The sequence below is a fragment of the Micromonospora sp. DT63 genome (assembly GCF_049841615.1).
Lineage (GTDB): Bacteria > Actinomycetota > Actinomycetes > Mycobacteriales > Micromonosporaceae > Micromonospora.
Window position 1 is genome coordinate 600,082 of sequence record NZ_JBNCKQ010000001.1, and the last position, 15,216, is coordinate 615,297.

Consider the following 15,216-nt stretch of genomic DNA (forward strand, 5'->3'; position numbering starts at 1 on the left):
GCCGCCCGGATCAGTAGAACGACGTATCCCGGCGCGCACACGCGCCGGGATACGTACCGGTGCCGTCAGCCGCGGGAGTTGCGCAACATGATCGCGCTGGCCTGGACGCGGGTGCGGACCTGGAGTTTGTCGAAGATGTGCGACACGTGCACACCGATGGTCCGCTCGCTGATGAACAGCCGCTGCCCGATCTCCTTGTTGGTCAACCCCTCGGCGACGAGCGCGAGCACCTCCCGTTCGCGCGCGGTGAGGGCCGCCAACTCGTCGTCGACCGGCTCGGCCGACGCGACGGGCCGCGCGCCGTCGGCGTCGCGCTCGGCCAGCGGCACCCGGGCCCGCCCCGCCAACTCCCGGATCTCCGAGGTCAACGGCACCGCGCCCAACCCCTGCGCCACCCGGTACGCCTCCCGCAGCAGCTTGCCCGCGGTGGCCACCCGACTGCGCCGGGCCAGCAGAGCCTCCGCCTGCCGCAGCCGGGAGTACGCCGCCGGATAGGGGTGGTTACGACGGTCCCACTCGGCGGCCGAGGTGGCCCACAGCTCCGGGTCGCTGCCGTCGAGACGACTCACCTCGGCGGCGCACAGGGCCAGAAAGCCCTCCACCACCGAGCGCACCGGTCGGGCCGCTCCGGCGCTCTTGCGGGCCATCCGGTCGGCGACGTCCCGCAGCCGGCGTACGGCCGTCGGGTCCACGGCCACGGCGCGGCTGGCGTGCGCCTCCGCCTCGGCGCGCAGCCCGTGCCAGACCAGTGCGGACAGGATCATCACGTCGTCGGAGCGGCTCTCGGTGAGGCCGCGCTGGACCGCCAGCCGCGCGACGTCGTGCCGGCCCTCCCACATCGCCAACCCGGACCGCAGGGTGAGCAGCGGGATGACGTGGCGGGCCCCACCGCCGGCGAGCAGGGTCGCCACCGCGTCGAGGTCCCGGCCGGCGGCCTCGATGTCGCCGTAGCCCACCGAGAGCCGGCATCGGGCGAGCAGCAACTCGACGGCGTCCGCGCCGGACGGTCGGTGCCGCAGGGCCACGGCGACCACCTTCTCCGCCTCGGCCCACTGGCCCACCCGGAACAGCCCGTTGATGGCGATGGCCAGCAGCCGGGTGCCCCAGGTACGCCCCAGCCCCAGCTCGGCCACCCGTTCGGCGCCGCGCCGTGCCACCACCACGCCCTCTTCGAGGATGTTCAGCGGCCCGGTCAGCAGCTCCGCCAGGTGCAGGTAGGCGCACGCCACGTCCTCGGGCTGGCCAGCGCGCTCGGCGGTGTCGAGGGCGTCGCGCATGACCGCCAGACCGGCGTCCGGGTCTTCCAGGAAGGCGTCGCTGAAGCCCAGCGCCGAGCTGGCCAGCACGACCTCGGTGGCGGAACCCTCCGCGTTCTCGGCCAGCGCCAGCGCCTCGCGCGCCCGCGCGCCGGCGTCGGCGTAGCGGCCCAGGTGCAGCAACAGCTCGGCCAGCCGCGCCGCTGCGGCGGCCCGGTCCCGCGGCGAGCAGTCCGCCGCCTCCAGCGCCCGCTCGTACTCCTCCTCGGCCAGCGCCGAGCGACCGGCGGCGGCCAGGTAACGGGCCCGGCGGATGTGCAGCGCGCAGCTCGGCTCACCGCCCCGCAGCGCGGCCAACTCCTCCAGCAGGGCCAACGCGCGGGCGTGCTCCCCACAGTGGTGGGCCGCCTCGGCGGCGTTGCCGAGCAGCTCGATCCGGTCCACCTCCACCGAGCCGGAGTCGCCGGCCAGGTGCAACGCCGCCGTCCAGTGGCGGTGCGCCTCGGCGTAACCCTGCAGCCGCTCGGCCTCCTGCGCGGCGGCCACCGCCGCCGGCAACGCCCGCGCCGGCTCACCCGCCAGCCGCCAGTGATACGCCAACCGGGCCTGGTGCAGCTCGCCCGGCGCGGCGGTCAGCGCCTCGGCGTAGCGGCGGTGCAGGCCGGAGCGCTCAGCCGGCAGCAGTTCGTGCGACAGCACCTCGGCGACCAGGCGGTGCCGCAGCCGGTAGCCGTCATCGGCGCCGACCAGCAGCCGGTGCGCGACCGCGGCGCGCGCGGCGTCGATCAGCTCGTCCTCCGGCAGCCGCAGCACCTCGGCCAGCAGCCAGTGCTGCACAGGCTCGACGCCCGCCGCCACGGCGTGCACCACGGCGTGCGCGTGCTGCGGCAGCGCGTCGACCCGATCGAGGAAGATCTCCCGCAGGGTCTCGGACAGCCCGTCCCGCCCGTCGCGCAGGTCGCGGGCCAACTCCTCGATGACGAACGGGTTGCCGCCGCTGCGCTGCCACACCTGCTCGGCGGCGTCGGGCGCAAGCGTCCGCCCGACCACCGCGGCGGCGAGCTGCTCGGTGCCGGCGCGGTCCAGCGGGGACAGGTCCAGCACCCGGACCGTCCGCAGCCGGCGCAGCTCGGTGAGCACCCGGCGCAGCGGGTGCGCGCCCTGCAACGACTCGGCCCGCACCGCGGCCAGCACCGACAGCTGGAGGTCACCGAGACCGGCCAGCAGATAGAGCAGCAGCTGGCGGGTGCTGCGGTCGACCCACTGGAGGTCGTCCAGGATCAGCACCAGCGGTCGCCCCTCGGCGATCAGGTGCAGGCCCCTGGAGACGCGTTCCAGCAGGGCACCGGCGCCGTCCGGGCCGCCCGTCTCGTCGGCGAACATCTGCAACAGCCCGCGCACCGCCGAGGAGGTGCGCGCCTGCGCCGCGGACAGGTCCGCGTCGAAACGCCGCAACGCCTGCAGCAACGGGTGCAGCGGCGAGGCGTCGCCGATGTCCAGGCAACTGCCGGTGAGCACCAATGCGCCCTGGTCGCGCAATCGGGCACCGATCTCACCGAGGAGGCGGGTCTTGCCCACACCGCTCTCACCGGTCAGGAAGACGGCGGCCGTCTGCCCCTGTGCCACGTCACCGAGCAACGCCGACCGAACCGTCTGCACCAGCTCGGCCCGGCCCACGAGCGGTGCGGTGTCCACATCGCTGGCCATGGGACGCAGCCTAATCACACGCCCCCGTACCGTTCTACGGCCATCTGCCGCTTGTGGTACTCCTCGCGTCGACATTGCGACTAATGGTTGCGAGTGGCCGACATACGTCGTTCTGCCGATCCCCCGTCAGCCCAGGAATGCCAATCTCCGAGGGTCGTCAGCCACCAGCGGGGGAAGGACCGGTGCGCACCCATGATCACTGTCGTCGCCGACACGCAGCGGACCGACCGCCCACACTGGCCGGTGCCCGAGGAGAGGCGGACGGTCACCGTGCTGTTCGCCGACATCGTCGGCTCCACCGCGCTTGTCGACCGGCTCGACCCGGAGGACGTCCGCGCGCTGCAACGGGCGTACTTCGACACGGTCGCCGCCGTGCTGCGCCGCTGGCACGGCGTGGTCGAGAAGTACGTCGGCGACGCGGTGATGGCACTGTTCGGGGCGCGACACTCCGACGGCTTCGACGCGTACCGGGCGGTGCGGGCCGGGCTGGAGATCCAGGCCGCGCTGGATCGCCGGCCCATCCTCGGCGACATCACCCTGCGGCTGCGCGTCGGGGTCGCCACCGGCGAGGCGGTGGTCGACCTGGGCGACGCGGTCAGCGGCGGCCACGGCGTGGCCAGCGGCGCGGTGATCACCACCGCGGCCCGCCTGCAGGAGTACGCCGCACCCGGCACCGTCGCGCTCTGCGCCGCCACGGCACGGGCCACCGCCGGTCTCATCGTGCAGCGTCAACTGGCGCCGGTGCCGGTCGCCGGCCGGGTGCCGCCGATGCCGGTGTGGCATGCCGCCGGCCTGGCGCGACCGGGCGCCGACCGGCACGACGGCCCGCTGATCGGGCGACGCCGCGAACTGGCCAGCGTCACCGACCAGCTGACCCGGGCGCTGCACGACCACGACCCGCGCTGGGTGTCCCTGGTCGGCCCGAGCGGCAGCGGCCGCAGCCGACTGCTGCACGAGCTGACCCGCGCGCTGCGCACGGTGGACGGGATGCCGGTGCGCTGGTGCGTGGTGAGCTGCCCGCCGTACCCCGACCAGGTGCTCGCGCCGGTCGCCGAACTGGTCCGCGGCGTCGCCGGCATCCGACACGGCGACGGCCCGGCGGCGGTCCGTGACCGCCTGACCGACGCTCTGACACCGCTGTACCCGCCGAACCGGGTCGCGGCGGCGGTGGCGGCGCTGCAATCGCTGCTGACCACCCCGGACGGTTCGGCCGGGACGCTGGCCGCCGCGGCGGTCTGCCGGGACGCGCTGCTGCGCCTGGCCGCCCACCGACCGCTTGTCGTCGCCGTGGACGACGTGGACCGCGCCGCGCCGGCCGTGAGCCACTTCCTGCACGCGCTGTTCACCGCGGCGGCGGCGCGGGGGCTGCCGCTCGCGGTGCTCACCGTGCATCAGCCGCAGTGGGCCGACACCCGACCCGGCCCGGCCCGCCGCGTGCCGATCCGTCCCCTGGCCACGGTGCAGTCCGGGCGGCTGCTGCGCCACCTGCTCACCCGGGCCGGGCAACCGGTGGCCCTGGTCGACCGGCTGCTGCCACTGGTGGCGGGCCGACCCGGCCACGCGGCGGCGTACGTGCGGTCGATCGTGGAGGGCGCCGACCGGCTGACGCTTCCGCTGCCCGACGCGGTCCGCCGGGCCGTCGGCGCGGAACTGGACCACCTCGACGGTGAACGACGAGCGGTGCTGATGGCCGCCGCCACCATCGGCGGGCCGGTCTCCCGCGACGCCGTCGACCGGACCCTCGGTTGGGTGCCCGGCCGATCCGCACCGGCCCTACGCGGACTGGTCGCGGCCGGACTGCTGCTCGCCCGCCGCACCGACGGGTACGTGTTCGCCGCGCCCGCGCTGCGCCAGGTCGCCGCCGAGCGGTTGCCCCGCGCGTTGCGGGCCGTCTTCGGCAGTCGTGCCGCCGAAGCGCCGCGCCTGGACACGGTCCGCCCGGACGCCCTCGACCCCACCGCAGGCCGTTCCGCCGCAGCTCACCCGGTCGCGGACCGTCCCGCCGACGTGGTGCGTCTCGACGTCGTTCACCCCCGGGCAGGCCGCTCCGGCGCCGTCCTCGCGGTGGTGGCCCCGACGGTCTCAACGCGCCAAACCGCACCGCCGCGCCGACGTCTTCCTGCGGCGACGACGACCACCGCGCCGGCCGAGCCGGGTCGCGGAACCAACCACCCGGCGGGTACCCGCCGCCTGCGCGCCGTCGCGTCCGCCAGCGACGGGCCACCGACGCGAGGGTGCGCGACGGCGAGCAGCACGGCCGGGCCCCGGCCCGCGGACGTGGCCCGGACCCCGGCGACGATCCGAGCGGTGCCTACCGTGCCGGGGCCACCCGAGCGCGGCGGACCGGTCGGTGTCGGCCCACCGGCCGGAGTCGTGCGCGCCGCACCCCGTCCGCCATTGATCCACTGGCCGAACGGCCTGGCCACCGCCGCCTGAGGGTCAGGTCGGCCGCCCGCCGAACTGCCAGTGGTGCACCTCGACGTCGGCGTACCGGTCCACGGTCAGGATGGCGCGCGCCGCGTCCGGGGTCGGCGCCCGCACCAGCGCGGCGGTGCCGAGCCAGGTGTCGCCGTCGTCGGACAGCAGCGGCCCGTACGCGATCAGTTCGTCCGGGTCCGGCGGCACGGCCAGGTCGACGGCCGGCCCCGCGCCGAGGCCGAGCACCAGATACCGGTTGCCGCCGGTCCGGCCGCCGGCGAAGTCCCACATCGTGCGGCCCAGCGTGTTGCGCCACCGGCGCACCAGCACATCCCGGTACACGCCGGCCTGGTAGTTCGGCTCGTCGAAGGCGAACGCCCGCGCGGCGCCCGCGTCGGGCAGGTCGACGATGTGCACGCTGCCGGTGGCCGTGTCGCCGGACAGGGTCGGGCCGCGGGCGATCATCTCCGCCGCAAACCCGTCCATGTAGGTCCAGTGCTCGGCCAGCAGCTCGTCGCGCAACGCCGCCGAGTCGGGCCGGTCGCGGTGGTAACACAGGAATTCCATGCCACCCATTCTCGACGCCGTGCCCCACCGCCTGCGGGGGCGGGCGCCGCCGAGTCGTCCTACGGCACGGACGCCGAGGCCAGCAGTGCCGCGGTGGGCAGCGCGAGCCTGCCGTCCGGGTCGCGGTAGGGGGCGGTCAGCTCGTCGTACGCCGCACGGATCCGCACGATCACGTCCGCCGGTTGGGTCTCCATCAGCAGCCCCGGTCTGCTGATGCCGTTCGCCGGCCCGCTCCACCAGGCCTCGGGGTCGGTGCGGTGCACCCAGGTGATCGTCTCGCACCGCACGTCGGCGAGGCCCGCGGCCTCGAGCAACCCGGCGAACCCCTCGACGGTACGGCGAAAGTCCTTCTCCGCGTCCACCCGCGGCACCGACGTCGGACGGTCGACCCCGGCGGCGTCGAAGACCTCGCCCCAGAGGCTCTGCGCCTCGGGCGGCGGGTCGGGCCAGACCGTCACCGCGATTCGTCCGGCCGTCCGGACGACCCGTCGGAGTTCGCCGATCGCGGCGAGCGGATCACCCACGTGGTTGATCACGAAGTTCGCCACGGCCGCGTCGAACTGCCCGGATTCGAACGGGAGGCGGGGCAGCGCGGCGAGGAGAACCTCGTCGGCCAACGGGAGCCGGCTGCGGGCCAGGTCGACCATGCTGGGCTCCGCGTCGACGGCCACCACGCTGGCGCCGCGCGCGCACGCCAGCCCGGCGACGGTCCCGGAACCGGTGCCGACGTCGAGCATCCGGGTTCCGGCCTCGACGTGGGCGGCGTCCAACAGTGCCGGGGCGGAATGGGCGCACAGCAGCGCGAAGCTGCCGTCGAACGCCGCCGCCCGCCCGGCCCAGCGCGACCGCTCGTGGTCATCGAAGGCTGTTGTCGTCATTTCCGCACCCCGTGAGGAAGGCCAGCACCCGGGACCAGACCTGCGCGGCGGCGTCCGGGGCGTACTCGGTGACGTCCGGGTCGGTGAACAGGTGCCCGACGCCGGGATAGCGGAACACGCTCAGGTCGGCGCCGGCGTCGGTCATCGCCCGCTGCCACTCGTCGACCTCGTCGGGCGCGTCGTACGGGTCCGGGTCGGCGACGTGCAGCTGCACCGGCAACCCGGGCCGGACCGTGTCCGGCCCGCCACCGGTGCCGTGCAGCAGGAGCAGGCCGGCGGCGTCGGGACGCTCGGCGAGCAGCGCCCCGGCGACGCCGGCACCCATCGAGAAGCCGGCCAGGACCGTCTGCGGCGGCAGGTCGCGCAGCGCCGCGCGGGCCCGGTCGAGCACCACCTCGTGGCTGATCTTGTCGAGCAGCGCGAAACCCTCCTCGACGGTGTCGGCGGCCGGGACGCCGTACAGATCGGGGGCGGTGACCCGGTGCCCGGCGGCGCGCAACCGGTCGGCGGCGGCACGAACGGCGGGCCGCAGCCCGTACACGGAGTGGAACAGCACGACGTGTCGCATCAGGCCATCCTGCCGCAGCCGGGCGCGGACCCGGCTGTGGCACGCGGGAGGGCGTCAGAGCAACGCCGTCAGCCGGGCCACCAGGGCCGCCGGCGGTGGCATCGCGGCGATCTCCTGGCTGACCTGCCCGGCGGCCGTGCGCAGGCTCTCGTCGGTGAGCAGCCGGGTCAGTGTCCGCGCGGTGATGTCGGCCGGACGCAGCGCGAGGCCGGCGCCCCGGCGGGCCACCAGCTCGGCGTTGTGCCGCCGGTCCCCCGGGCCCACGGTGGCCAGTTGCGGCAGGCCGGCGGCGAGGGCGCCGAAGGCGCTGCCCGCCCCGCCGTGGTGCACCAGCGCCGCGCTCGCCGGCAACGCCTCCGCGAGTGGGATCCAGTCGACCACCCGGACGTTGCCGGGCAGCGAACGGGCCGAGCGCTGATCGGGCCGGACCAGCACGATCTCGGCGTCCACCTGGGCCGCGGCGGCCACCACGGCGGGCATCGGACCCCGGTCGCCGGGGCCGGTCAGGGTGCTGCGGGTGACCAGGATCCGCTGTCGCTCGCCCGGCTCGCGCAGCCAGGCCGGCAGCTCACCACCGCCCACGTAGGACGTGTAGCGCATCGGCCAGCCGGCCTGGGTGGCCACGCTGGGCGGGGCCACGGCGAGGGCGGCGGCGGGCGGTGGCAGCTCCGCGAGGCCGTGCCGGCGCAGCGCGGCCCCGAGTCGGGCGGTGGTCGCGGCGACCAGGTCCCGGCCGTCGAAGAGGGTGTTCTCCTGGCGTACGGCCGGCACGTCGAGCCGCGCCGCCGCGACCGCGCCGGCGACCGCGAACGGCTCGTGCACCACCAGATCCGGCCGCCACCGGGTGGCCAGCGTGACGACCGGGTCGGTGAGCTGGTCGTTGAGAGCGCCGAAGAGCAGGCCGGCGCCCCGGGTGCCGGCGGTGCCGGCCAGTTCGGCGCGCGCGATCAGCGGATGGCGGAGCAGGACCCGCCGCGCGATCCGGCCGAAGTCGAAGCCCGGCGCGACGTCGTGCACGGCCAGACCGGCGTCGGCGGCGGCCATCGCCGCACCGCCGGTGGCCACCAGCACGTCGTGGCCGGCGTCGCGCAGCGCGACCGCGAGGGGCACCAGGGGAAAGACGTGCCCGACGAGCGGGGCGGACACCACCAGCACGCGCATCTCGCGGATCCTATGTCGACGCCGCTGGGCGCGTTGCCCCGTTGACCGCACCTCGGCGGATGGTGGTCAGCCTCGGTCGCGCTGGTCGACGATGCGGCGCATCTTGCCCATGGACCGTTCCACCGAGTCCGGGGCGAGCACGGCCACCGCGACGCTCACCCCGATGGTGTTCTTCACCAGCTCGACGAGCGTCGCGCCGGCCCGCTCGGCGGCGTCCGCGGCGACCCCGACGCGCCGCTCCACCCGTACGGTGAGGGTGTCCAGCCGGCCCCGCCGGTCCAGGACGCACTGGAAGTGCGGCGACAGCTGCGGCGTACGCAGGATCAGCTCCTCGATCTGCGTGGGGAACACGTTCACGCCGCGCACGATCATCATGTCGTCCGTTCGGCCGGTGATCTTCTCGATCCGGCGCATCGGCCGCGCGGTGCCGGGGAGCAGCCGGGTGAGGTCCCGGGTGCGGTAGCGCACCACAGGCATCGCCTCCTTGGTGAGCGAGGTGAGCACCAGCTCGCCCCGCTCGCCGTCGGGCAGCACCGCCCCGGTGACCGGGTCGATGATCTCCGGGTAGAAGTGGTCCTCCCAGAGGTGCAGGCCGTCCTTGGTCTCGACGCACTCGGTGGCCACGCCGGGGCCCATCACCTCGGAGAGCCCGTAGATGTCGACCGCGTGGATGTCCAACCGCTGTTCCATCTCGCGGCGCATGTCCTCGGTCCACGGCTCCGCGCCGAAGATGCCGACCCGCAGCGAGGTGGCGCGGGGGTCGATGCCCTGGCGCTGCATCTCGTCGACGATGGCGAGCATGTAGCTCGGCGTGACCATGATGACCTCGGGTTCGAAGTCGCGGATCAGCAGCACCTGCCGTTCGGTCATGCCGCCCGAGACCGGGATGACCGTGCAGCCGAGTTCCTCGGCCCCGTAGTGCGCGCCCAGGCCGCCGGTGAAGAGCCCGTAGCCGTACGCGACGTGCACCCGGTCGCCGGGACGGCCGCCGGAGGCGCGGATGGACCGGGCCATCAGCCGGGCCCAGGTCCGCAGGTCGTCGCGGGTGTAGCCGACGACGGTGGGCCGGCCGGTGGTGCCGGAGGAGGCGTGCAGTCGGGCGACCCGCTCCCGGGGTACGGCGAACATGCCGAACGGGTAGTTGTCGCGCAGTTCCGCCTTGCCGGTGAACGGGAAGCGGGCCAGGTCGGCGAGGTCGCGGCAGTCGTCGGGGTGCACGCCGGCGGCGTCGAACGCCCGGCGGTAGTGCGGCACGTGGTCGTACGCGTGCCGCAGCGACCAGCGCAGCCGTTCGCGTTGCAGTTCGCGCAGCTCGTCGATGTCGGCACGCTCGATCGGCTCCAGCTCGTGCGGACGAGGGGTGCGGTCCTGCATCGCCTGCCTCCTTGCGCGACGGTCCCGGTGCGGGCTGCGGGTACCGTACGCCGGCCGTCGGCCGAGGGCGCGAGGTGAGGGCGCCGGGTCGGGCGGGATGCCCGACCCGGCGTCACTCCGATCATCGCCCCGCCATCATCCTGCAATTGCAAAAGATGTGCAACAAGGTCTGGACCGGGACCGTTCGAGTAACTAGCCTGGCCATCATGAGTCCTTACATCATGGATCCGTCGGCCTGGCAGGAGAGCTGGGACCGTCAGCAGGAGGCCTACCTACCGGACCGGGAACACCGCCTCGCCGCCATGCTCGACGCGGTCGACGCGGTAGTCGAGGGCCGCCGTCCGCGCCTGCTCGACCTGGCCGGCGGCACCGGCACCATCTCGCTGCGGACGCTGGCGCGCTTCCCGGACGCCGAGGTGACGCTGGTGGACCTCGACCCGGCGCTGCTCGCCATCGCCGGCGCCTCGCTGGCCGGGCGGGCCACGATCGTCACCGCCGACCTCACCACAGCCGACTGGCGCGAGACGCTCCCCCACCAGGAGTACGACGCCGTGCTCACCGCCACCGCCCTGCACTGGCTGCCGGCCGACCGGCTCCGCGCGCTCTACGCCGACCTGCGCGACGTGCTGCGACCGGGCGGGATCTTCATCAACGCCGACCACATGCCCGACGACACCCTGCCCGAGCTGACCAAACGGCTGCTGGACCGGGCGCGGGACCGGCGCGACGCCCGCTACGCCGCCGGTTCGGTGCTGTCCTGGTCCGACTGGTGGGAGCGCGCCGCCGCCGACCCGACGCTCGCCCCGCTGGTCGCCCAGCGACACGCCATCTACCCGACCGGGCACAGCCCGGAGTGGAACCCGCCGGTCTCCTGGCACCTGGCGGCGCTCACCGAGGCCGGGTTCAGCGAGGTCGGCACGGTGTGGCGCGGCGGAACGGACGCCGCCGTCGCGGCGGTACGCTGACCAGCCGTCGCGGCGTTCGTGCTGGTAGGAAGGACCCGTGTCAGAACCGCTCGAACCGCGTACCGACCCCGACGTCGACCTGCGGGTCACCGCCGACCGCCGGGAACTCGGCGCGCGACCCGCGACGGTTCTCGCCACGATCGCGGCCGGCGGGGTGCTCGGCGCGCTGGGCCGGGCCGGCCTGCAACACCTAGTCCCGCACGCGCCCACCGCTTTCGGGTGGGCGACGTTCGGCGTCAACGTGTCCGGCTGCCTGCTGATCGGCGTGCTGATGGCGGTGCTCGGGCACCTCGGCGGCGGGCACCCGCTGGCCCGCCCGTTCCTCGGTGTCGGGGTGCTCGGCGGCTTCACCACGTTCTCCACGTACGCGGTGGACGTCCAGCAGGCCCTCGTGGCGGGCGCACCCGGCGTCGCGCTGGCGTACCTGGCCGCGACGGTGCTCGGGGCTCTCGTCGCGGTCGGGCTGGGCGACGCCGTCACCACCGGACTGCTGCGGCGCGGGGCGGTCCGATGACCGTGCTGCTCATCGCCCTGGGCGCGGCGGTCGGCGCACCGCTGCGCTACCTCACCGACCGGGCCGTGCAGTCCCGCCACGCCTCGGCGTTCCCGTGGGGCACGTTCAGCGTCAACGTGGCCGGGTCGCTGCTGCTCGGTGCCCTGGTCGGGTGGCCTGTCGACCCCGCGGTCGGCGCCCTGCTCGGCACCGGGTTCTGCGGCGCCCTGACCACCTACTCCACCTTCAGCTACGAGACCCTGCGGCTGGCCCGGCGCGGCGACCGGTTCCTCGCCCTGGCCAACGTGCTGGGCAGCGTCGCCGCCGGGCTGTCCGCGGCCGCCGTCGGCTACGCCCTGGCCCGCGCCCTGCTGGGCTGACCTTCGGAAAGTCCTTCCCGGAACAGGGGACCCACCGCGAATACTCCGAGGGTATATACGCGAGGTATACCCCCGGTGTATTCTCCTGGGCATGAGCGTGCCACTGACCCTTCTCGGCCTCCTCGAACGAGAGCCCAGCCACGGCTACGACTTGAAGCGCGACTACGACGCGTTCTTCGGCCGGGGCAAGCCGCTGCCGTTCGGCCAGGTCTACTCCACCCTCAGCCGCCTGGCCCGCGACGGAAAGGTGGTGATCAGCGACGTCGCGCCCGGCTCCGGCCCCGACCGCAAGCGCTACGTCATCACCGATGTCGGCGCGACCGAGGTCGAGCAGTGGCTCACCCAGCCGGTCGACCCGGAGCCGCACCTGCAGACGGTGCTGTTCGCGAAGGTCGTGCTCGCGCTGATGCTCGACCGTCCCGCCGCCGAATACCTCGACACCCAGCGCAGCGCGCACCTGCACCGGATGCGCGAGCTGACCGAGATCAAGCGCGCCGGCAACCTGGTCGACGCGCTGCTCGCCGACCACGGCCTGTACCACCTGGAGGCGGACCTCCGATGGATCGAGATGACCGGCGCCCGCCTGGACGCCCTGCGGAAAGAGGTACGACCATGAGCGTGGTGCTCGAAGCACGCGACGTGACGTTCTCCTTCGGCCAGACACCCGCCCTGCGCGGCGCGAGCGTCGCCGTGGAGGCCGGCGAGATCCTCGCTGTCATGGGGCCCAGCGGCTCGGGCAAGTCCACCCTGCTGCACTGCCTCGCCGGCATCCTCGTGCCCGGCTCCGGCGAGGTCCTGTTCGACGGTGCCCGGGTCGACGCCATGCCCGAGACCCAACGCAGCAGCCTGCGCCGCGACCGGTTCGGCTTCGTGTTCCAGTTCGGCCAGCTCGTCCCCGAGCTGACCGCTGTGGAGAACGTCGCGCTGCCGCTACTGCTCAACGGCGTACACCGCAAGCAGGCACTGCCCAGGGCGAGCGCCTGGTTCGCGCGCCTCGGCCTCGACGGCCTGGAGCAGCGCCGCTCGGGCGAGCTCTCCGGCGGGCAGGCGCAACGCGTCGCCCTGGCCCGGGGCCTGGTCGCCGAGCCGCAGGTGCTCTTCGCCGACGAGCCGACCGGCGCGCTCGACTCGCTCACCGGCGAGCACGTCATGGACCTGCTGGTCAGCGCGGCCCGCGAGCAGGGCACCACTGTCATCCTGGTGACCCACGAGGCCAGGATCGCCGCGTACGCCGACCGCGAGGTCATGGTCCGCGACGGGCGCGTCAACGCGCCGGACCGGATCGCCTCATGATCCGCTTCGGGCTCCGCCTCGCCCTGGCCGGCGGCCGGGAGGCACTCACCCGCCTGCTCGTCATCGCCGCCGCCGTCGCGATCGGCAGCGGGCTGCTGCTGACCACCCTGGCCGGGGTCAACGCGGTCGACGCCCAGCTCACCCGGTACGCGTCGATCTATCCCCAGGCCTCCACCGCCGGCGCAGCCGATCCACTGTGGTGGTCGACCAGGGACGACTTCTTCCACGGCAAGCCGATCCTCCGGATCGACGTCGCCGCCACCGGGCCGAGCGCGCCGATCCCGGCCGGCATCCCGGCCACCCCGGGCCCCGGTGAGTTCTACGTCTCGCCGGCGCTGCGGAAGCTGTTCGCGGCACAGCCGGCCGACCAGCTGGCCGACCGGTACCCGGGACGGGACCTCGGCACCGTCGGACCGTCCGGGTTGACCTCACCGGACACGCTGCTCGCCATCGTGGGCGGCACGCCGGACAGCGTGGGCAAGCTGCCCAACTCCCGGCAGGTCGACACCATCGATGACAAGCCCGCCCTCCCCGAGACCACGGTGAACCTGATCCTGGGCGTGATCGCCGGCGGGCTGCTCTTCCCGGTGCTGATCTTCATCGGCACCGCCACCCGGCTCAGCGCCGCCCGCCGGGAGCAGCGTTTCGCCGCGATGCGCCTGGTCGGCGCGACACCCCGGCAGATCTCGACGGTCGCCGCGGTGGAGGCGGCGGCCGCCGCCGTCGCCGGCACCGCCGTCGGCTTCGCCCTGTTCTACGCCTTCCGCGAGCCGCTCGCGGGTATCCCGTTCACCGGCATGCCGTTCTTCCCCGGCGACATGTCCCTGGGCCTGCTGAACATCCTGCTCGTGGCGCTCGGCGTCCCGGCCGGCGCGGCGCTGGCCGCCCAGATCTCGCTCCGCAAGGTCCGGATCTCGCCGCTGGGCGTCACCCGGCGGGTCACCCCCCGCGCGCCGCGCGCCTACCGGTTGATCCCGATGGTGCTCGGCGTCGCCGTGCTGGTGTTCGCCCTCGGCTACCGGCCCGAGACGTCCGACGGCCAGACCGCGATCTTCCTGCCCGGCCTGCTGCTCATCATGGCCGGTCTCGTCTTCGCCGGCCCGTGGTTGACGATGGTGGGCGCCCGGGTGATGGCCCGGTACGCCAACCGTCCGGCCACGCTCATCGCCGCGCGACGCCTCGCCGACAACCCCAAGGCCGGCTTCCGGGCGATCAGCGGCATCATGCTCGCGCTCTTCGTGACCAGTGTCGCCGTCGGTGTGATCACCACGATCGTCGACGAACGTGGCCCGGCCCCGATCGGCTCGACCGACGCGGGCACTGTCACCACAGTCTTCGACGAGAAGACGACGTCGGTGCCCGACACGCTCTTCGCCGAACTGCACGCGATCACCGGCGTGCGGTCCGCGACCGCCATCCGGGAAGCCCCGGACATCAACACCGGCGGCGAGGGCGGGGTGATCGCCTGCGCCGACCTGCCGAGCGCGTACGGCAGGTGCGCCCAGGGCGCCGTCGTCATCGAGGTGCCGACGGGTCTGAGCCGTTGGGAGGAGTCTGCGTCGTCCACAACGGAGTGGCGCGCGGCGTCGATCACGCTCGACGAGCTCCAGCGGCTGCCGGTGAGCTCGGTCGTCGTGGGCACGGACGGCTCGGCTGCGGCCATCGAACGCGTCCGCACCGTGCTGGAGGTCGCCTTCCCGACCTTCTGGGTGGGGCCGAACGTGCCCGGCGACTTCGAGTCGGACTTCGCCGACACACTGCGCGGCTGGGAACAACTGGCCAACGTCATCATCATCGCCAGCCTGGCGCTCGGCGGGTGCAGCCTCGCGGTAAGCGTCATCGGTGGCCTTACCGAACGCCGCCGTCCGTTCAGCCTGCTGCGCCTCAGCGGCGCTCCGGTGCGGGTCCTGCGTCGGGTGGTGGCGCTGGAGAGCGCCGTACCGATGCTGGCCGTCGCCGCCGTCGCCATCGGCATGGGTCTGCTCGCCGCGCACCTGTTCCTGCGGGCGCAGATGGGCTACACGCTCGTCGCTCCGCAGCCGGGCTTCTACGTGATCGTCGTCGTCGGGCTGGTCGCCTGCCTCGGCGTCATCGCCTCCACGATGCCGCTGCTGGAACGCGTCACCGGGCCGGAGACCGCCCGCAGCGAGTAGCCG

Annotated in this window: 13 protein-coding genes; 7 read left to right on the forward strand and 6 right to left on the reverse strand. The window is 74.2% G+C overall.

The window, feature by feature from the left end; translation table 11 throughout:
* Positions 1 to 65: 65 nt before the first annotated feature.
* Positions 66 to 2,963 (reverse strand): helix-turn-helix transcriptional regulator, encoded by a 2,898-nt coding sequence (locus ACLQ27_RS02895; protein WP_425865493.1) that lies wholly within the window; start codon positions 2,961 to 2,963, stop codon positions 66 to 68.
* Between the two features lie 192 nt (positions 2,964 to 3,155).
* Between ACLQ27_RS02895 and ACLQ27_RS02900 the strand changes: the two genes are divergently transcribed.
* On the forward strand, positions 3,156 to 5,399 hold the full coding sequence (locus tag ACLQ27_RS02900) for an adenylate/guanylate cyclase domain-containing protein (RefSeq protein ID WP_357573847.1): 2,244 nt from the start codon (positions 3,156 to 3,158) through the stop codon (positions 5,397 to 5,399).
* 3 nt (positions 5,400 to 5,402) lie between these two features.
* On the opposite strand, the gene ACLQ27_RS02905 is transcribed toward ACLQ27_RS02900, so the two are convergent.
* The 5 genes from ACLQ27_RS02905 to paaK all read right to left on the reverse strand — a co-directional run bounded on the left by ACLQ27_RS02905 (position 5,403) and on the right by paaK (position 9,929).
* Positions 5,403 to 5,948, reverse strand: a complete 546-nt coding sequence (locus ACLQ27_RS02905) for a YciI family protein (protein WP_357573848.1) — start codon at positions 5,946 to 5,948, stop codon at positions 5,403 to 5,405.
* A 59-nt stretch (positions 5,949 to 6,007) separates the two neighbouring features.
* Entirely contained in the window at positions 6,008 to 6,826 is an 819-nt protein-coding gene (locus tag ACLQ27_RS02910; protein ID WP_357573849.1) for a class I SAM-dependent methyltransferase, read from the reverse strand.
* Entirely contained in the window at positions 6,804 to 7,394 is a 591-nt protein-coding gene (locus ACLQ27_RS02915) for a dienelactone hydrolase family protein (RefSeq protein WP_425865494.1), read from the reverse strand. The genes ACLQ27_RS02910 and ACLQ27_RS02915 overlap by 23 nt, the downstream gene beginning before the upstream one ends.
* A gap of 54 nt (positions 7,395 to 7,448) precedes the next feature.
* Positions 7,449 to 8,555: a nucleotide disphospho-sugar-binding domain-containing protein gene (locus ACLQ27_RS02920; RefSeq protein WP_357497012.1), complete on the reverse strand. Its 1,107-nt coding sequence runs from the start codon at positions 8,553 to 8,555 to the stop codon at positions 7,449 to 7,451.
* A 66-nt stretch (positions 8,556 to 8,621) separates the two neighbouring features.
* Positions 8,622 to 9,929 (reverse strand): phenylacetate--CoA ligase PaaK, encoded by a 1,308-nt coding sequence (gene paaK, locus ACLQ27_RS02925; protein WP_357497014.1) that lies wholly within the window; start codon positions 9,927 to 9,929, stop codon positions 8,622 to 8,624.
* A gap of 206 nt (positions 9,930 to 10,135) precedes the next feature.
* Between paaK and ACLQ27_RS02930 the strand changes: the two genes are divergently transcribed.
* From ACLQ27_RS02930 to ACLQ27_RS02955, 6 genes are all read left to right on the forward strand, one after another.
* On the forward strand, positions 10,136 to 10,894 hold the full coding sequence (locus tag ACLQ27_RS02930; RefSeq protein ID WP_425865495.1) for a class I SAM-dependent methyltransferase: 759 nt from the start codon (positions 10,136 to 10,138) through the stop codon (positions 10,892 to 10,894).
* 37 nt (positions 10,895 to 10,931) lie between these two features.
* Positions 10,932 to 11,408 (forward strand): fluoride efflux transporter FluC, encoded by a 477-nt coding sequence (locus ACLQ27_RS02935; protein ID WP_234590440.1) that lies wholly within the window; start codon positions 10,932 to 10,934, stop codon positions 11,406 to 11,408.
* Complete coding sequence (gene crcB / locus ACLQ27_RS02940; protein ID WP_234590438.1) at positions 11,405 to 11,767, forward strand: fluoride efflux transporter CrcB; 363 nt, start codon at positions 11,405 to 11,407, stop codon at positions 11,765 to 11,767. The genes ACLQ27_RS02935 and crcB overlap by 4 nt, the downstream gene beginning before the upstream one ends.
* A gap of 91 nt (positions 11,768 to 11,858) precedes the next feature.
* Complete coding sequence (locus ACLQ27_RS02945) at positions 11,859 to 12,383, forward strand: PadR family transcriptional regulator (RefSeq protein ID WP_234590435.1); 525 nt, start codon at positions 11,859 to 11,861, stop codon at positions 12,381 to 12,383.
* Entirely contained in the window at positions 12,380 to 13,060 is a 681-nt protein-coding gene (locus ACLQ27_RS02950; RefSeq protein ID WP_425865496.1) for an ABC transporter ATP-binding protein, read from the forward strand. The genes ACLQ27_RS02945 and ACLQ27_RS02950 overlap by 4 nt, the downstream gene beginning before the upstream one ends.
* Entirely contained in the window at positions 13,057 to 15,213 is a 2,157-nt protein-coding gene (locus tag ACLQ27_RS02955) for an FtsX-like permease family protein (RefSeq protein ID WP_425865498.1), read from the forward strand. Before ACLQ27_RS02950 ends, ACLQ27_RS02955 begins: the two co-directional genes overlap by 4 nt.
* The last annotated feature ends 3 nt before the right edge of the window (positions 15,214 to 15,216 follow it).

Bases quoted from the DNA above. Each gene is read 5' to 3' on its own strand.
- ACLQ27_RS02920 (WP_357497012.1), bottom strand. From the start codon at position 8,555: ATGCGCGTGCTGGTGGTGTCCGCCCCGCTCGTCGGGCACGTCTTTCCC.
- ACLQ27_RS02945 (WP_234590435.1), top strand. From the start codon at position 11,859: ATGAGCGTGCCACTGACCCTTCTCGGCCTCCTCGAACGAGAGCCCAGC.
- ACLQ27_RS02955 (WP_425865498.1), top strand. From the start codon at position 13,057: ATGATCCGCTTCGGGCTCCGCCTCGCCCTGGCCGGCGGCCGGGAGGCA.
- ACLQ27_RS02895 (WP_425865493.1), bottom strand. From the start codon at position 2,963: ATGGCCAGCGATGTGGACACCGCACCGCTCGTGGGCCGGGCCGAGCTG.
- ACLQ27_RS02910 (WP_357573849.1), bottom strand. From the start codon at position 6,826: ATGACGACAACAGCCTTCGATGACCACGAGCGGTCGCGCTGGGCCGGG.
- paaK (WP_357497014.1), bottom strand. From the start codon at position 9,929: ATGCAGGACCGCACCCCTCGTCCGCACGAGCTGGAGCCGATCGAGCGT.
- ACLQ27_RS02900 (WP_357573847.1), top strand. From the start codon at position 3,156: ATGATCACTGTCGTCGCCGACACGCAGCGGACCGACCGCCCACACTGG.
- ACLQ27_RS02950 (WP_425865496.1), top strand. From the start codon at position 12,380: ATGAGCGTGGTGCTCGAAGCACGCGACGTGACGTTCTCCTTCGGCCAG.
- ACLQ27_RS02915 (WP_425865494.1), bottom strand. From the start codon at position 7,394: ATGCGACACGTCGTGCTGTTCCACTCCGTGTACGGGCTGCGGCCCGCC.
- ACLQ27_RS02930 (WP_425865495.1), top strand. From the start codon at position 10,136: ATGAGTCCTTACATCATGGATCCGTCGGCCTGGCAGGAGAGCTGGGAC.
- ACLQ27_RS02905 (WP_357573848.1), bottom strand. From the start codon at position 5,948: ATGGAATTCCTGTGTTACCACCGCGACCGGCCCGACTCGGCGGCGTTG.
- crcB (WP_234590438.1), top strand. From the start codon at position 11,405: ATGACCGTGCTGCTCATCGCCCTGGGCGCGGCGGTCGGCGCACCGCTG.